Origin of the sequence: Peribacillus sp. AS_2, from assembly GCF_026891895.1 — a bacterium.
Classification (GTDB): Bacteria; Bacillota; Bacilli; order Bacillales; family DSM-1321; genus Peribacillus; species Peribacillus frigoritolerans.
This window is the reverse complement of sequence record NZ_JAPTGA010000012.1, coordinates 101,149-116,530: the sequence shown is the minus strand read 5'-3', so window position 1 is coordinate 116,530 and position 15,382 is coordinate 101,149. Positions and strand designations below refer to the sequence as shown.

13 protein-coding genes are annotated in these 15,382 nt (G+C 40.9%); all 13 read right to left on the bottom strand.

Features of this window, described 5'->3' with window-relative positions:
• Positions 1–126: 126 nt before the first annotated feature.
• Entirely contained in the window at positions 127–654 is a 528-nt protein-coding gene (locus OTG27_RS20230; protein WP_268937905.1) for a Rieske (2Fe-2S) protein, read from the bottom strand.
• 11 nt (positions 655–665) lie between these two features.
• The gene (locus OTG27_RS20225; RefSeq protein ID WP_268937904.1) at positions 666–1,226 is read right to left on the bottom strand and encodes a 4Fe-4S dicluster domain-containing protein; all 561 of its coding nucleotides are present in this window, start codon (positions 1,224–1,226) and stop codon (positions 666–668) included.
• The gene (locus OTG27_RS20220) at positions 1,227–3,395 is read right to left on the bottom strand and encodes a molybdopterin oxidoreductase family protein (RefSeq protein WP_268937903.1); all 2,169 of its coding nucleotides are present in this window, start codon (positions 3,393–3,395) and stop codon (positions 1,227–1,229) included.
• Positions 3,382–4,464: a hypothetical protein gene (locus tag OTG27_RS20215; protein WP_268937902.1), complete on the bottom strand. Its 1,083-nt coding sequence runs from the start codon at positions 4,462–4,464 to the stop codon at positions 3,382–3,384. Before OTG27_RS20215 ends, OTG27_RS20220 begins: the two co-directional genes overlap by 14 nt.
• A gap of 951 nt (positions 4,465–5,415) precedes the next feature.
• Positions 5,416–6,411 (bottom strand): 5-oxoprolinase subunit C family protein, encoded by a 996-nt coding sequence (locus OTG27_RS20210; RefSeq protein WP_308789445.1) that lies wholly within the window; start codon positions 6,409–6,411, stop codon positions 5,416–5,418.
• Positions 6,408–7,166 carry a 5-oxoprolinase subunit PxpB gene (pxpB, locus tag OTG27_RS20205; RefSeq protein ID WP_187049262.1) on the bottom strand — a complete coding sequence of 253 codons (759 nt, stop codon included), beginning with the start codon at positions 7,164–7,166 and terminating at the stop codon, positions 6,408–6,410. Before pxpB ends, OTG27_RS20210 begins: the two co-directional genes overlap by 4 nt.
• Before the next feature lie 22 nt (positions 7,167–7,188).
• Positions 7,189–7,980 carry a putative hydro-lyase gene (locus OTG27_RS20200; protein ID WP_268937901.1) on the bottom strand — a complete coding sequence of 264 codons (792 nt, stop codon included), beginning with the start codon at positions 7,978–7,980 and terminating at the stop codon, positions 7,189–7,191.
• A gap of 90 nt (positions 7,981–8,070) precedes the next feature.
• Positions 8,071–9,210, bottom strand: a complete 1,140-nt coding sequence (locus tag OTG27_RS20195; RefSeq protein ID WP_268937923.1) for an NRAMP family divalent metal transporter — start codon at positions 9,208–9,210, stop codon at positions 8,071–8,073.
• 121 nt (positions 9,211–9,331) lie between these two features.
• Positions 9,332–10,090, bottom strand: coding sequence for a 5-oxoprolinase subunit PxpA (gene pxpA / locus OTG27_RS20190; protein WP_063593195.1), 759 nt, complete (start codon positions 10,088–10,090; stop codon positions 9,332–9,334).
• A 261-nt stretch (positions 10,091–10,351) separates the two neighbouring features.
• Positions 10,352–11,476: an N-methyl-L-tryptophan oxidase gene (gene solA / locus OTG27_RS20185; RefSeq protein ID WP_268937900.1), complete on the bottom strand. Its 1,125-nt coding sequence runs from the start codon at positions 11,474–11,476 to the stop codon at positions 10,352–10,354.
• Positions 11,477–11,568: 92 nt separating this feature from the next.
• Positions 11,569–13,128 (bottom strand): histidine ammonia-lyase, encoded by a 1,560-nt coding sequence (hutH, locus tag OTG27_RS20180; RefSeq protein ID WP_268565450.1) that lies wholly within the window; start codon positions 13,126–13,128, stop codon positions 11,569–11,571.
• Between the two features lie 81 nt (positions 13,129–13,209).
• The gene (locus OTG27_RS20175) at positions 13,210–14,595 is read right to left on the bottom strand and encodes an MFS transporter (RefSeq protein WP_268937899.1); all 1,386 of its coding nucleotides are present in this window, start codon (positions 14,593–14,595) and stop codon (positions 13,210–13,212) included.
• Positions 14,596–14,809: 214 nt separating this feature from the next.
• A complete protein-coding gene (locus tag OTG27_RS20170) occupies positions 14,810–14,962 on the bottom strand; it encodes a hypothetical protein (RefSeq protein WP_268565452.1) in 153 nt (50 codons plus the stop codon).
• Positions 14,963–15,382 lie beyond the last annotated feature (420 nt).

Sequence of the window (15,382 nt, the reverse complement as noted above, 5' to 3'; positions counted from 1 at the left end):
ACTATGTTTAATCCCCCAAATATTAGTACATTTATATAATTTTCATAATAAAATTGGTGAACCATAAATTGGGTAAATACAATATTCATCATCAAGAAAGCACAAAGCAACGCGACACCGATGTACTTAAACTTCATAACGCTTCACCCTTACAGCGTATACTGCGCCATTTTCAACTTTCACTTGAATTTCAGGCAGGGGCCTCCTTGGAGGTCCGGCAGTTGGAGCACCTGTTTCAACATCAAATTTCCCATGATGACAAGGACAGATCATTTCACCTTCTTCTTTCACCCAAAATACCGGGCAACGAAGATGTGTGCATGCATTTTGGTATGCTACGTATTTCGTTTCAGACAATCTGATCAAAATGGCATCATCATGATCCCCTGGAAATTTAAACTCCACTGCGTCACCAATTGGCAGTCCGCTTACATTAGTTATTTTTTTGTGAGGATACTCCTTTTCCCGAAGACCCATCAATTCTTTAGCCGCAATCGCTCCCCAAGGAAGGGATGAAATCGCGAATACTCCTGCAGCTCCCACTAGTGTTTTCATGAACCCTCGTCTGTCGAGCATTCTTTCATTATCCCGTTCAATATTATGGGTGTAATTATCTTCATTAAAGGGGATTTTATTATTTTTATCCGACGGCATATAAATCCCTCCTAAAATAGCTTTTCAATTCCTTGTAAAATACCAGGCAAATTTACCTTAACGTTCGTTTCACTTTCAAGATAAGGCAGGCTACTCACCCATTTTCCATTATCTAGATTAAATTGTTTTTTTCTCTTTCCAATTTCCTCATCGGTGAGCCACTGAAGTGTGTTGGATGGACAAACACTTGCACACATTGGCGGGATACCGTTTTTTGTCCGGTCAATACATAAATCGCATTTATACATTAAGTTTTGCTCTGTGTCAAATTTTGGTATCCCATACGGACAAGCGATCGTACAGTTTTGGCAGCCAATACATTTTTCAACTAAAGCTGATAAGACGGCCCCTGTCTCATGTATTTGGATTGCCTGGGCAGGACAACTTCTTGCACAGGCCGGATTCACACAATGGAGGCACATTAGAGGCATCGTCTGCCGATTGATCAGAGGGTTTACATCATAAACGTAGTTCCTGTTCCGCTCTTCATGACCTCCGCATTGTGTACAAGCAGCAAGGCATGACCGGCATCCTATGCAGTTTTCAAGTTCTAAATAGAGCCTCTTTTTCATTTATTTCACCTTCTTTATTTCGACTTTTTCCATTTGAGCCGCACAGACCTTAAACTCCGGCATACGGGATATTGGGTCAAGCGCTGCAATCGTTAATAGGTTGATAGATTGCTCGTGCCCAAAGTGGTATGGAACAAATACAGTGTCCTTACGAATTGCTTCTGTAATTTTCACTTTATAGAATGCCTCGCCTCTCCGGGTGTACAGGCGGACCTTATCCTCATGGTCCATATTGTATTTTTTTGCTGTTTCCGGATGCACTTCGACGTATGGCTCCGGGCACATATCACGCAGAAACTGGATTCTTCTCGTCTGGTTTCCAGATAAGTAGTGGTAAACGACACGACCGGTTGTTAAACGAAGTGGATATTTTTCATCTGGCTCTTCAGCAGGGGGACGGTAAGGAAGCGCACAAATTTTCGCTTTCCCGTCTGCGTGATAGAATTTTTTATCCAGGAACATATGCGGCGTTCCCATATCATTTTCATCCTTACAAGGCCAAAAAACTCCGTCCTGTTTGTCGATTTTATCCCATGTAGCACCATAATAATCGGCATATCCTCCTTTACTGGCCAGTCTGAATTCATCAGCTATATCTTTTGCTGTTTTCAAATGGGAAAAGTATTTTCCTTTTCCAAGACGTTCTGCAAGTTCTACTTGGATTTGCCAGTCGGGCTTAGATTCACCGATTGGTTCTTGTGCCTTATTTATCTTAATAATTCTTCCTTCAAGGTTAGTAACTGTTCCTTCATCTTCTGACCACGTTACAGATGGCAGGATCACATCCGCAAACTCCGCTGATTCAGAAAGATAGAAATCCGAACACACCATAAAATCAAGATTTTTCATCGAAGTTCTGACGAAATTCAGATTCGGAGCAGATACTGCAGGATTAGAACATAGCAGATACAGTCCGCGAATCGTTTTTTGTTCCATCAACTCAAACATTTCATATGCAGATACACCCGGCTGGGGCATTTCTTCAGGAGTGATTTTCCATACTTTACAAACCTCTGCTACATGTTCAGGGTTTGTAATTTTACGGTATCCTGGCAATAAATCGGCTTTCTGACCATGCTCCCGTCCCCCTTGCCCGTTTCCTTGACCGGTGAATGTCGCTACACCAGACTTTGGCCGTCCGATTTTACCTGTCACAAGCGCCAAGTTTGTATATCCAGATACATTGTCAACACCCTTATGCTGCTGTTCGATTCCACGTGCGAACATGACAACTGCATTTGGTGATTTCCCATAAATTTCTGCTGCACGAATGATTTTTTTCGATGCCACACCTGTAAGCTCACTCGTATATTCCGGTGTAAATTCTTTTACAAGTTCTTTTGTTTCTTCAAACCCGTTCGTATGATTATTAATGAATTCTTCGTCTGCATAACCGTTTTGAATTAATAGATTTAAGATTCCATTAGCAAGGGCAAGATCCGTTCCCGGTTTCAAGTCAAGATGAACATCTGCTCTTCTCGCAATAGGAGTTTCACGGGGATCTGCCACGATAATGTACCCTCCTCTTTCTTGTACGTTCCAAACACGGAACATAGAAGTTGGATGGCATTCTGCTGTGTTGCTTCCTGCGATAAATAAGCAATCTGTTTCATGAATATCAGTCCAAGGTAATGTTGAACCTCTATCAACTCCAAAAGAACGAAGGAATCCCCCCGCTGCACTCGACATGCAAAATCGGCCATTATAATCAATGTAGCGAGTTCCAAGAGCCACACGTGCAAATTTCCCTGTTAAATAGCATTTTTCATTTGTCATTGATACCCCGCTGAAAACGGATAATGAATCTTTTCCATATTTAACTTGAAGTTCCCTGAACTTATTTGCGATTAAATCATACGCCTCATTCCAGCTTGCTTTACGGAAACCTTCCTTTGTTCCCTTTAATGAAGCATCATCACGAATAAGCGGTTTTAAAATACGATCATCATGATTCGTCTGCTGGTAAGCTGTAACCCCTTTTGGACACATTTTCCCAACGGTTACAGGCCAGTCATAACGGGGCTCAACCCCAATGATTTTATTCGTCGCTACATTTACCCTTAAATTCATTCCGCACTGCATTCCGCAATAAGCACAATGGGTTTTGACCAATGTTTCATTCGGGTGTACCACATTACTTTCTGCTTTAAAAAACTTATCCTTTTGCATCCTGGTTTGCCTCCTTAACTTTTACTTCATGGATGGGGAACCCAGAAAATTGGGCAATCCTGTATTTTCTTCGACAAGGAAGGCACATTTCAGCGAGATGGTGGCCTTCTTTCGCTTGGAATTCTATATCATTCCTGCCGAGTACCTCTATGACATCTTTTGATTGTTCTGTTGAAACAAACTCATTACCGCATACTTTGCATCCTTTCATGGATTGTTCCGCATAATGTTCTCTGTAGTTTCTTGCAAATACACTCATTGGGCGGAAAGGTATGTGCGCAAGTTTTCCAAACGGAAGATAAATCAATGTAATGATGACTGACCATTGGTGAATCAGTGACATGGCCGGCTGTCCTGCACCATGCATAAAAATGTTCATGAACGTTAGTGCCAATCCTGTAACGCTGACCAATAACAGCATGAATAATGGAAGGAAGTCATACATGAATTGTTGCTCTGCCCTTGCCTGCATATTTTTCAAACGGCGATAAAGGGCCATGCATACTCCGGAAATGACCATCACTGCTGTTATGTTCAGTGCGTTATATGATAACTTCGCAATGAGCCCATCAGCTGGCACTGTCATTACTTGGGTCCCCATTGCGATGATGTTGTAGTAACCGTTCTCGTCCATTGTGAAGTACATCCATCCAAATACTAGAGGAAAGGTCACGAAGCAGGAAAGAATGCAGCCCCAGCCCATAAGAACGTGCTGTGTCCATCGGTAAATTCCCCTGTTCCAGATGAAATTGTATGTTGCTAAATGTTCAACTGTTGTTTTGGGCGTTGATCTTCTTAAGTGAATTTTGATTCCTTTTTTTATAAAAACCTTTGTTGGCGGCCTTTCCCCCCAAGCGATAAATCTGTAAAAGAAACCCCCAATAAAAATAAACGTCCCCACCATATAGCCATAAAGGTTTAAATCCACGTGTGTAAACATTCTCGTACCTATAAACGATAAGAATACAAGTCCGCAAACTGCTAGAAACATAGACTTTGCAAAATGTGATGCAAAAGCATCATCAATCGATTTTCCTGTTTTTTGATTTACGGCGACTTTTGCCTGCATTATTATTCCTCCTCATTACAAACAATTACCATACCCTTATTGTAAAATCTTGTCTGATTGTTCGATATCGGGGAACTTCCCCATCCTTTTGGAAAAATCCCCTTAACTTTTGAAAATAAACAGAAATTCAGACGTCAGAATGGTGATTAGTCCATATTTCCTTCACTCTAATTTCATAACTTCTTATTTGGGATTGGGGTAATAATGTAAATAAGTACGTATGAGGATGTTGGGTTCAAGATTTTTTTGAAGAAAAAATGCATGTCAACCTCTCCTCACTTTCGAATTGCAAAACGGTTTTGGAAGACATTATTGGACATAGTGGAAGAAAGGGACCTTCTTTATCATGAACTTTGTTTAAAGAAACAAAAAAGAAAGCACTCTTTAAGAGTACTTTCTCCAGTTTGCAGACATAAGGTCAACGGTAATCCATATGTGTTTCAGCTTCTTCAATCGTTTTACACATAGAACGAATATCGAAGGTATAATGAATGAAAAATAAGCGTCCTACCTCTGAATACATATCTTTCACCAAGTCATAAATGAAAGTGAAGTCAAGGAAGCCTCCATTTTACCAACCAATATGGTTCGGTGGCACCAGTTGATCTAAAGTAATCATTTCAAGTTGATCTCGCTGAATAGAATCATGTATAGAAAGCATCCTCTTTACCTCAAGTTTTAATAGACCTATTTTAAAACAAAAATGACTCTAGGCAAAAGTGTTCTATCTAAAAGGTAAAACAAAATTGATTGGAGCGGGTGTTCGAGACTCCAGCTTAGAAAAGCGTGTCCAGGGGAGACCCCGCAGGCGAAAGCCGAGAAGGCTCCCGGACCGCCCGCGGAAAGCGAGCCTTACGTTCCAATCAACGTCAAATTGTACAAGCTATAAAAAAAATGTAGACAAACTCGATTTTCATCGAGTTTGCCTACAGTCTGTTAATTGTAGAAGCATTATATATCCAGCCATTTTTTCAAGGCCAATGAAATTGAAACTTTCAATTCCTTCAATTGCCGTTCTTTTTGAAGGAACAGCCGTTCAGCCTCCTTTAAATTCACCCGTGAGAACTGAATCGATTCCCCTGGTTTAACCTGAGCGATAATTGGTAAATCCGCCGTAATCACCTGAGCTATCTTAGGATATCCGCCCGTTGTTTGGCTATCTGAAAGGAGGATGATCGGATTTCCATCTGGAGGAACCTGAACGGACCCATTTGTAACCGCTTCAGATAATAACTCCCCATTATCCTTTAATTTCAGTACAGGGCCCGATATTCTATATCCCATGCGGTCGGATTGATTGGAAACTTTAAATAACCTCTCTACAAAACTATCTTTACTTGAATCTGTGAAATATTCATATTGGCTTCCATCGATGAAACGGATGTGAGGTTTTCCTCCTGGCATGAACTCCTTCTCATTGACAAACCACTTTGGGAAGGTAAATGAACCTTTAAACGTTCGATCATCAAGATTCATCGAAGGTTCATTAAACTGCAAGACATCGTCAGCCTTTAATGCCCTCCCCATATAGCCGCCAATCCCAGCCCTTAGATATGTGCTTTTACTCTCCATAATTTCAGGAATAGCAAAGCCTCCCGCTACAGTTAAGTACGCCCTGCAACCTGATTTACACCCTTCAAATCGAAGAATCGATCCATTTTTCACAAGAATGGGCTTCCACATCGGTACCACCTTATTATCAAGTGTAGGTGATAAATTTCCACCTGTTATCGAAATCAGGCAATTTTTCTCTACTTTAATGGTCGGACCCATTAAAGTAATTTCTAAGGCCGCTTCTCCTTCTTCATTGCCAACCAACATATTGGCAATTCGTAAAGAATGTGCATCCATCGCGCCGCTTACAATCACCCCATGTTGCTTGAATCCTTTTCTTCCAAGATCCTGTATACTGGTCAATAAACCCGGTTTGATTACGCGCAGGCTCACTGTATCCCCTCCTTAAGAATCATTTCTTTATATTCTTGATCCGTAATCGGATGGAACTTCACAATGTCCCCTGCTTGTAATAGACTTGGAGGATTTACATTCGGTAAAAATAGTTTGGTTGGCGTTTGTCCGATCAATTGCCATCCACCAGGCGTTGATATGGGATATACTCCCGTTTGCATACCGGCAATCCCTACTGCCCCTGCCGGAATGGTCATTCGGGGAGAGGAACGCCTAGGTGTCGCGATGTGCTCTGAAAGTCCGCCAAGAAACGGGAAACCCGGTGCGAACCCGATCATATAAGCCAAATATTCACCGGTTGAATGAATATGAATGACTTCATCAGTAGTCAAATCATTATAGCGTGCAACATATTCCAAATCGGGTCCATATTCATACCCATAGCACACGGGAATGGTAACCGTTCGATGTATCAGTTTCTTATCTTCTTTTAAATCCTGTAATTTCATTTCCAAGATGGAACGGACCACTTCAAAGGGAGATATGGTTTCATTACCATTGCTTTTATTTTGTTCCTTATAAATAACCAGTGGATCATAAAAAACCGTCAAATTGGTATAAGCCGGTACACATTCTATAAACCCTGCAAAAGGTTCATCTTCCAGCAAATCCTTTAACAATTTTATTTTTTTGTGAACGCTGTATTCCATTCCATTCCCGAATGTTATCACGATTGCGGAATCGCCTAATGGAGAAAGTGTACATGCAGTTTTATTCAAAAGCTTTTCCGGCATAGGAATCATCTCTTTCTGTCAGTTATAAAACTCCTAATTTTTCATCACGAATGTCCGTTATGAACATATATCCAGGTGCATGCGTGATCATGATCTCCGGTTTAGTTTCCATAGCAATGGATTGAGGTGTTACACCACATGCCCAAAATACTGGGACTTCCCCTTCACGCATCGTTACTGGATCACCAAAATCCGGATGCTGAATGCTGGAAACACCAATCGCTTCAGGGTCGCCAATATGGATTGGAGCGCCATGAACGGCCGGAAACCGCGATGTCACTTGAGCTGCCCTCACCACATCCTTTTGTGGAATAGGCCTCATGCTAGCCACCATTTTCCCATGAAAAATCCCTGCTTCAATACAAGGGATATTGGTTTTATACATTGGTACATTGCATCCCTCTTCAATATGACGAATCGATATTTCATTGTTTAAAAGGGCGTGTTCGAATGTAAAGCTGCACCCAATTAAAAATCCAACCATATCCTCTTCCCAGTAGTTTGAGATATCCGTTACTTCTTCAACTAATTCTCCATATTTATATACCCTATATTTCGGAATATCGGTGCGGATATCCCCAGACCTCGCTGCAAATGCGGGAATGGGTGAACCTATTTCCGTAACATCCAGCAATGGACAGGATTTAGGGTTACGCTGACAGAATAATAAGAAATCAAAAGCATGCTCTTTTTTTAAGATGGCTAAGTTCGCTTGTGCATAACCGTTAGCCATGCCAGCGGTCGGTTTTATCAATTCGTTGTTTCGAATCATTGAACGCAACTCAGCCGGGGTAGCTTGAGAAAGATCGATCATTAGTATTCATCTCCTATTACAAAGTGGCAGAAAGTGACAAACCGGCACGCCACATCCACTTTTATTTATTGGATTTTCATTCATTGATCATTAAAAAAGTGCTGGCAGTTGTTTCATTAATGTATATACGCCCATCAACGCCATGATGACAACCACGAATACACCGGAAATCGTTAACCATAAAGGATGCTTATAATCACCCACGATATTTTTCTTATATGCGGCAATTAACAATGTTCCAAGAGCAATTGGTAAAATCAGTCCATTAATGGCCCCAACTATAAGCAATACTTTAACCGGTTGGCCAATCAATAGGAAGCAAATGGTCGATACCGCTATAAAGCCAATGATTATCCAGTTAGCCTTCTTATTTATCTTTTCGCTGAAAGTTCTGATAAATGAAACCGAGGTATATGCAGCTCCAACTACAGACGTGATCGCTGCTGCCCACATGACGACGCCAAAGATTTTATATCCTATATTACCGGCAGCTAGCTGAAAAACGGAAGCTGCAGGGTTATCCGGATTAATTTGTAATCCTTTCGATACAACACCCAGTACTGCCAGAAATAAGGCAACGCGCATGACTGTCGTGATTAATATCCCCATTACCGAGCTCTTCGTGACCTGAGGTAACGAGTCAACGCCCTTCACTCCTGCATCCAATAGACGATGGCCCCCCGCAAAAGTAATATAGCCGCCTACAGATCCGCCCACTAATGTAACGATGGCGATAATATCGATTTTATCAGGAGCAAAGGTCTTCACTACCGCTTCCCCTACAGGAGGAGAGGTTGTCCAAGCAACGTAAATCATCAAACAAATCATGAAAAATCCAGCGATTTGCGTAAAACGGTCCATCGCTTTTCCTGCTTCTTTCACTATAAAAATCAGTACGGCGATGACTGCGCTTATTGCCGCCCCCGTAGTTGGGGATATTCCCGTCATCGCATTCAGACCTAATCCGGCTCCTGCGATATTTCCAATATTAAATGCCAGCCCGCCCATGACGATCAGTGCTGCCAGTACATAACCCAGCCCAGGAAGGACCATGTTTGCAATCTCTTGACCCCGTTTTTCGGATACAGCAATAATCCGCCATACATTGGTTTGGGCAAATATATCAAGAATGACCGAAATTAGGATAACGAAACCGAAACTTGCCGCAAGACTTTGGGTATAAACGGTCGTTTGCATTAAAAAACCTGGTCCAATTGCCGAAGTTGCCATTAGGAATGCTGCACCTAACAATAAAGTGCGGTTCGTTTTTGGCTTAGTCAAATTCTTTTTCTGTGCTGTTGTATTTTTGATTGGCTCCAATGGAATCTGCCTCCTGATTGTTTAGTTTTTTTCAAGAAAAGGACTTGACTGTTATTTCAGATAATTGCAAGGATTCCCTAACATGCCGTGCAAAGGATAAAGCATGTGCCCCGTCCCCGTGAATACAAATGGTATCTGCTTTCAAAGCCACATCTGAGCCTTGCTGGGACAGTACCTTCCCTTCCTTCACCATGCGAATGACTTGGGCAACCGCAACATCATCGTTTTCAATCAGTGCGTCCTTTTCCAATCGGGAAGTCAATGAACCATCATGTTGGTAGGTGCGATCGGCAAATACTTCACTCCCTGTTTGTAATCCGATAGCCTGTCCGGCGCGTATTAATTCACTGCCCGACAAACCAAATAAAATAAGCTCGGGATTCACTTTATATACCGCTTCGGCAATGGCCATGGATAACTCCTTGTTCTTTGCGGCCATATTGTACAAAGCCCCATGCGGTTTCACATGCTGCATGCTTCCGCCTTCGGATTGCAGGAAGCCATTTAATGCTCCAATTTGATAGACGACAATATCATAAGCTTCCTGTGGAGAAATATTCATATTGCGTCTGCCAAATCCTATTAAATCCTGTAAACCTGGGTGGGCTCCGATTTTGACTTCTTTTCCTAAAGCAAGCTGAACCGTTTTTCTCATGACTGTCGGATCACCAGCGTGGAATCCACAAGCTACATTAACAGATGTTACATAATCTAAAATCTCTTGATCATTACCCATCCGGTAAGCGCCAAAACTTTCTCCTAAATCACAATTCAAATCAACCTTGTTCATACTACCCTCTCCTTTAATAACGGAAATTTTAGTAAACCATAAAAATATGTAAGTACTCTTTCAATCATTCACATGCGTAAGTTCCGTAATTCGGAACTTCAGTTTCATATTTCGGAATATTCTCATTCTAGCATATTTTAATTATTTCGACAATATTTTGTTAGAAAACCTAACATTACAGTTTGATACAAAAAAGCCGTTGTTTCCTTTGTAAGGAAGCAACGGCCATGATTACAGCTTTTAAGTTTGGAGTCTATTAATTCAAAATCGGTTAATCGAAAACAATGAAATATCTTCCTTTGTCGTACCGGAGATAATCAAGTCACTCAAAATTTCTCCCATGACACTGCTGAATTTAAAACCGTGTCCAGAGAAACCTGCGGCTATAGCAATATGTGGATAATAAGGATGTTTATCCACTATAAAATGCTCATCAGGGGTCATGGTATAGATGCAAGTTTTCCCATATTTCATTTTTTGATCAGCAGGCATATATTGCCCTAAAAACCTCATCAAATCTCCTTCATCCTCATCCAATTCACCAAAACCCTTAATACAGCCATCAGGATTGATCCGCTGTCCTCCATCATGTCTCCCTATTTTCAGTCCAGAACCATTTATACTAGGAAAGCCATAATATGTACCAACTGAAGTATCAAAAGTAAAAGCCGGAAAATCATTATGATTATATAATTTTTCATTTGCATGAAACCAGGCAAATGTTTTTCTGATGGGTTCCAGCGGGAGATTCAAATCTAACATCGCCAATATTTTCGGTGCCCACGCCCCAACTGTAACCACTAAAGACTCCGAGTGGAATGTCTGTTCATCCGTTATAACCGTGACCCCGTTACCATGAGCAACTATCTTCCTTACTTCACTGTTTACAATGATGTCGGCACCATGGGATTTCGCAAGTTGTTGATACGCCCTTAAGCACTCTTCACTTTTCAACACACCCGAAGTCGATTCATAGCACCCAATGTAGTCTTCCGGCAGTGTTATTCCTGGCCACCTCTCATGAATTTCATGGTAATCCAATATTTTCATAGGTAAACCATATTCCTTTGATCCTGCATTCACTTGTTTAATGAAAGTGGAATTCTGGCTTCCAGCATTCAGGACCCCCGTTGGAAGAAATAATGGTTGACCTGAAATTCTTTCCAATTCACCCCAAAGCTTTTGTGATTTAAGTGCCAAGGAAACATACTCCCTGCCTTCACCATAAGCATGCCTAATAATTCTTGTTTCCCCGTGATGGCTCCCCTTATTATGAGGAGGAGCAAAGGAATCCAATAATAATACTTTTTGTCCTTTTTTTGATAGATAATAACCTGAAGACATTCCCATGGATCCAGCTCCAATTACAATTACATCATAATGCATCTTTCATCCCTCCTCCTTTAAATATGGTCCTTCATTTTAAAAAAAGGAAGCCATTTTACCTTAAAATAAAGTAAAACAGCTTCCACATGGTTTTAGAACTCTATTTCCCCGATCTCCCTTTCAACGAGCTTCACTATTTCCCCTTCATGAATTTGCCTATAAATCGCTTCAATGTCAGGATGAAAAAAGCGATCTTCTTCAACCATCGGGACTTCGCTCCGAACTAAATGATATACCTCCTCCGTAACCGGTGACGGTTTCAAAGGTAGATGAAAATCCATTGCTTGTGTTGCCGTCATCAATTCAATGGCTAAAATATATTCAAGTTTCTTCGAAATCCGATATGCTTTCCTCGAAGCAAAATAGGCAAAACTTATCACGTCTTCTTGATTTGCACATGTAGGGATATTATCTATTGTCGCTGGATGCGAGAGCACCCTGATTTCATTTAATAGCCCGGCAGCTGTATATTGCGGAATCATGTAGCCGCTATTTAAACCTGGATTAACCACTAAGAAATTAGGTAATTCACTAAGGTGATGGTTTACAAGGCGATCTATTCTGCGTTCTGCTATTTTTGCTAAGTTTGCTAACGCTATGGATATCGCATCCGCATAAATCCCAACAAATGAACCATCAAAATTCCCAGCCATCAGGCCAATTCCATCTTCCTCTTCAGGAAAAATCAGAGGATTGTCACTTACAGAGTTCATTTCATTCTCGATTGATACAGCAGCGTCTTTCAATACTCTTTTTATGGCTCCATGTACTTGTGGAATGCATCGTAAGCTAAGTGCATCTTGTAATCTATGTTCCTTGTATGTATCGATGATTTGGCTGCCTTCAAGAATCCTTGATACATTTCTGGCTGTCTTAGCCTGTTCCTCATGTTTTTTCAATGAGTGGGGACGGGGATCAAATGCTTTTATAGTACCCTTCAGCACTTCTAAGGACATGGCTCCCGTAATGTCGGCGGTTTTCGCGGCTTGCATGCTATTGTATAAAGCCAGGACAGCAATCGCGGTGACGGAAGTAGTCCCGCTTGTAAGTGCCAATCCTTCTTTAGCACCTAACGTAACAGGTGCTAATCCCGCTTTCCTTAAAGCTTCCATGCCAGGTATGAGCTCATCTTCATACCATGCCTCCCCTTCACCCATCACCACTAAGGCCATGTGAGCTTCTGGAGAAAGATACCCCACTGACCCATCACCTGGAACAAACGGAATGATATCGTGATTTAATAGTGAAGCAATTAGATTTAATACCTTTAAACGAACTCCTGAATACCCTTGGCCTAAATTCACTAGTATCATCAACTGAATGGCCCTTACGACTTCTTTTTCAAGAGTTTCCCCAACAGAAACGGCATGTGAACGAACAATATTCCGTTGAAGGGTTTCTGCGTCCTTTGGAGAAATCACCTCGGTCATATTACTGCCAAAACCAGTAGTTACACCATAAATCAATCGATTTTCATCTAAAAACTTGTCTATTAAGCTACGTGATTTATTCACCCTATCACAATATGTTTGTGTAAAGGAAACCATCGCCCCATATCTTGCAACCGCAATTACCTCTTCGATTGAGATTTCACCATCACCTAGTACAACCTCTTTAATATCCTTCGGTTGTAAACAATCGGCAGTTGTCATCCTTATACATCTCCTCTCCTATGACTTATCAAGAAGGAGAAAAAAGTTTTGGTCCTTCTCATTTATTTACTGGAAGTTATCTTATGTTATTTTTTCATTTTTTGTAAAGGGAATTTCTGTTCCTTTCGGAGAATTCTCCGTTTCCAGCAATGGGTCACTTGCTTCATGTAATGAAAGATTCTTTGTTTCAGGTGCCCAGGCTATCGATACGATCAATCCCACCAGCAGAATGGCTGCCATTCCTGCCATTGAGGCACTTAATCCGAATGAACTTAAAGAAACAGGCAGCAGAAATGTTCCAATCGCAGAACCAATCCGACTAATTGCCGTAACCATACCTATTCCCGAGCCACGGATTTCAGTTGGAAAAAGCTCTGCTGGGTATACTAGTGTAAGGTTCGATGCTGCTGACATGAAAAAAGTAAAGATCAAGAAGGCTACCAACATTAAGAATTGAGAACCATTGTGTAAGAAGCTGAGTGAAAACAATGAAACAGTAAGTATCGTGAAAGCCCCGATGGTAAATCCTCTACGAGAAAATTTTGCTAGCAGCCAAAGACCAATAATTGCCCCAACAAGCAAGAATAGATTTAACATGGTATCGGCAAAAAAGTTCTGTTCAAACCCCATTGAACTAAGGATTGAAGGCAGGAAAGTATAAATGGCAAAGTATGGAATAACGAGAGTCAATTTGAATATTCCACCAAAAGCCAACCGCTTACGAAGCCTTTTACTGAAAAGCCCACGAAACCCCAGAGTCTTTTGATTTTCTGTGCCAGTCGCCGTTTCTCCCATTTCAACGTTCGCTCCAAGGTGTTTTTTTACGATTTGGCGAGCTTCTTCGACACGTCCCATGCTGACAAGCCACCTTGGTGATTCAGGCGTTCCTATTCTTAAGATTAAAACCACAATTGCCGGAATGGCTGCGCTGACAAGCATCCAACGCCATGAGTCTGAACCAACCTGGCCCAAGTAATGACCAACAAAGTTTGATGCAACATATCCAAGCGTCCACACTACGTTTATAGACGCGAGGAGCGAGGAGCGATACTTTTTGGGAGAAAACTCGGCAAGCAAAGTCGTACCTACAGCGTAATCCCCTCCAAGTCCAAAACCAATCAACAACCGTAAAATAAAAAGCTCTTCTGGGCTGCTAACAAAAAATTGTAAAATGGTAGCTACCGTGATGAGTAAAAAGTTTACGAGAAAGATTTTCTGTCGGCCTACACGGTCAGAAAGTCTTCCGAGTATTAGAGATCCCGCAAACAGACCGATTAAAGCAGAGCTGCCGATAAGCCCTGTCCACAATGAATTCATATTCATCTGAGGGCCGAATACTGTCAGGGCCATCGCAATGATCCCTAGAGAATAGCCATCACAAAAACTGGAACCGAATGTGAGTCCTGCAATTCGAAAATGAAACCTATTAAACGGGGCATCGTCAATCGTGAATTTTTGTTCGTTCAAAGAATCTCCTCCATTTTTTGATTTATCAGATATATTGATTCAAAAAAAACACCAGAACTGTAACACGCCGTGAGTGGCGAAGAAATTGAATGGCACGATTAAGCTTAATACTATAAAAAAATTGAGCAAAGAATATTATAAAAATATACTCTTTTTATAAACTATATCAAATCATTCTACCTTTTAATTTCTATTTAATATATGAAAATATAGTTTAAGATTCAATCAATTGTTTATCATTGAAATAAATGACTTCACTAAGGATTTTACAGCCTTCCATTACCTCAAATTTATCCCTTTCTTCCTTTTCTGTGCTAAACTCAAACATTTTTATGCCATTTTTCGAATGGATAGTGATTATCCACATAAAACTCCCTCTACATGGAAGATTCATTTCCACGAATTCCTTAAAACACTTTCATTTAATCTCACTGTAAAGTGGTAAAGTGTTTAATGCTGCCAATGGGTAGGATGATAAACCACCATCCTACTATTCAACACCATTACATATGGATAAATACTTCTAAAAAGCCCAATTCATCTGCTGAAATGGGTAGATATTGACTGAAGATCAAGGCCTGATCTTTTTTAGTTATTCTTAAAGGCCAGTTTTTAGAATCACTCTTCAAAAATGGCGTTAAAGGGGTTTTTACTCGACAAATTCATGCTCATGGCCATTATTTTATCCTTTGAACCGCATGGGCTCTCATAAAAGTAGGAACTAGATCAATCGGATGCTCCTCTTGTAAACTTCTTCTGAAAGTGAAATACATAATCCGTAATCAAT

Coding starts and splice junctions, on each gene's coding strand:
- OTG27_RS20195 (WP_268937923.1), bottom strand. CDS start 9,210: ATGGCAACTTCGGCAATTGGACCAGGTTTTTTAATGCAAACGACCGTT.
- OTG27_RS20170 (WP_268565452.1), bottom strand. CDS start 14,962: ATGTGGATAATCACTATCCATTCGAAAAATGGCATAAAAATGTTTGAG.
- hutH (WP_268565450.1), bottom strand. CDS start 13,128: ATGACAACTGCCGATTGTTTACAACCGAAGGATATTAAAGAGGTTGTA.
- OTG27_RS20225 (WP_268937904.1), bottom strand. CDS start 1,226: ATGAAAAAGAGGCTCTATTTAGAACTTGAAAACTGCATAGGATGCCGG.
- OTG27_RS20200 (WP_268937901.1), bottom strand. CDS start 7,980: ATGATCGATCTTTCTCAAGCTACCCCGGCTGAGTTGCGTTCAATGATT.
- OTG27_RS20220 (WP_268937903.1), bottom strand. CDS start 3,395: ATGCAAAAGGATAAGTTTTTTAAAGCAGAAAGTAATGTGGTACACCCG.
- OTG27_RS20215 (WP_268937902.1), bottom strand. CDS start 4,464: ATGCAGGCAAAAGTCGCCGTAAATCAAAAAACAGGAAAATCGATTGAT.
- pxpA (WP_063593195.1), bottom strand. CDS start 10,090: ATGAACAAGGTTGATTTGAATTGTGATTTAGGAGAAAGTTTTGGCGCT.
- solA (WP_268937900.1), bottom strand. CDS start 11,476: ATGCATTATGATGTAATTGTAATTGGAGCTGGATCCATGGGAATGTCT.
- OTG27_RS20230 (WP_268937905.1), bottom strand. CDS start 654: ATGCCGTCGGATAAAAATAATAAAATCCCCTTTAATGAAGATAATTAC.
- pxpB (WP_187049262.1), bottom strand. CDS start 7,166: ATGCCGGAAAAGCTTTTGAATAAAACTGCATGTACACTTTCTCCATTA.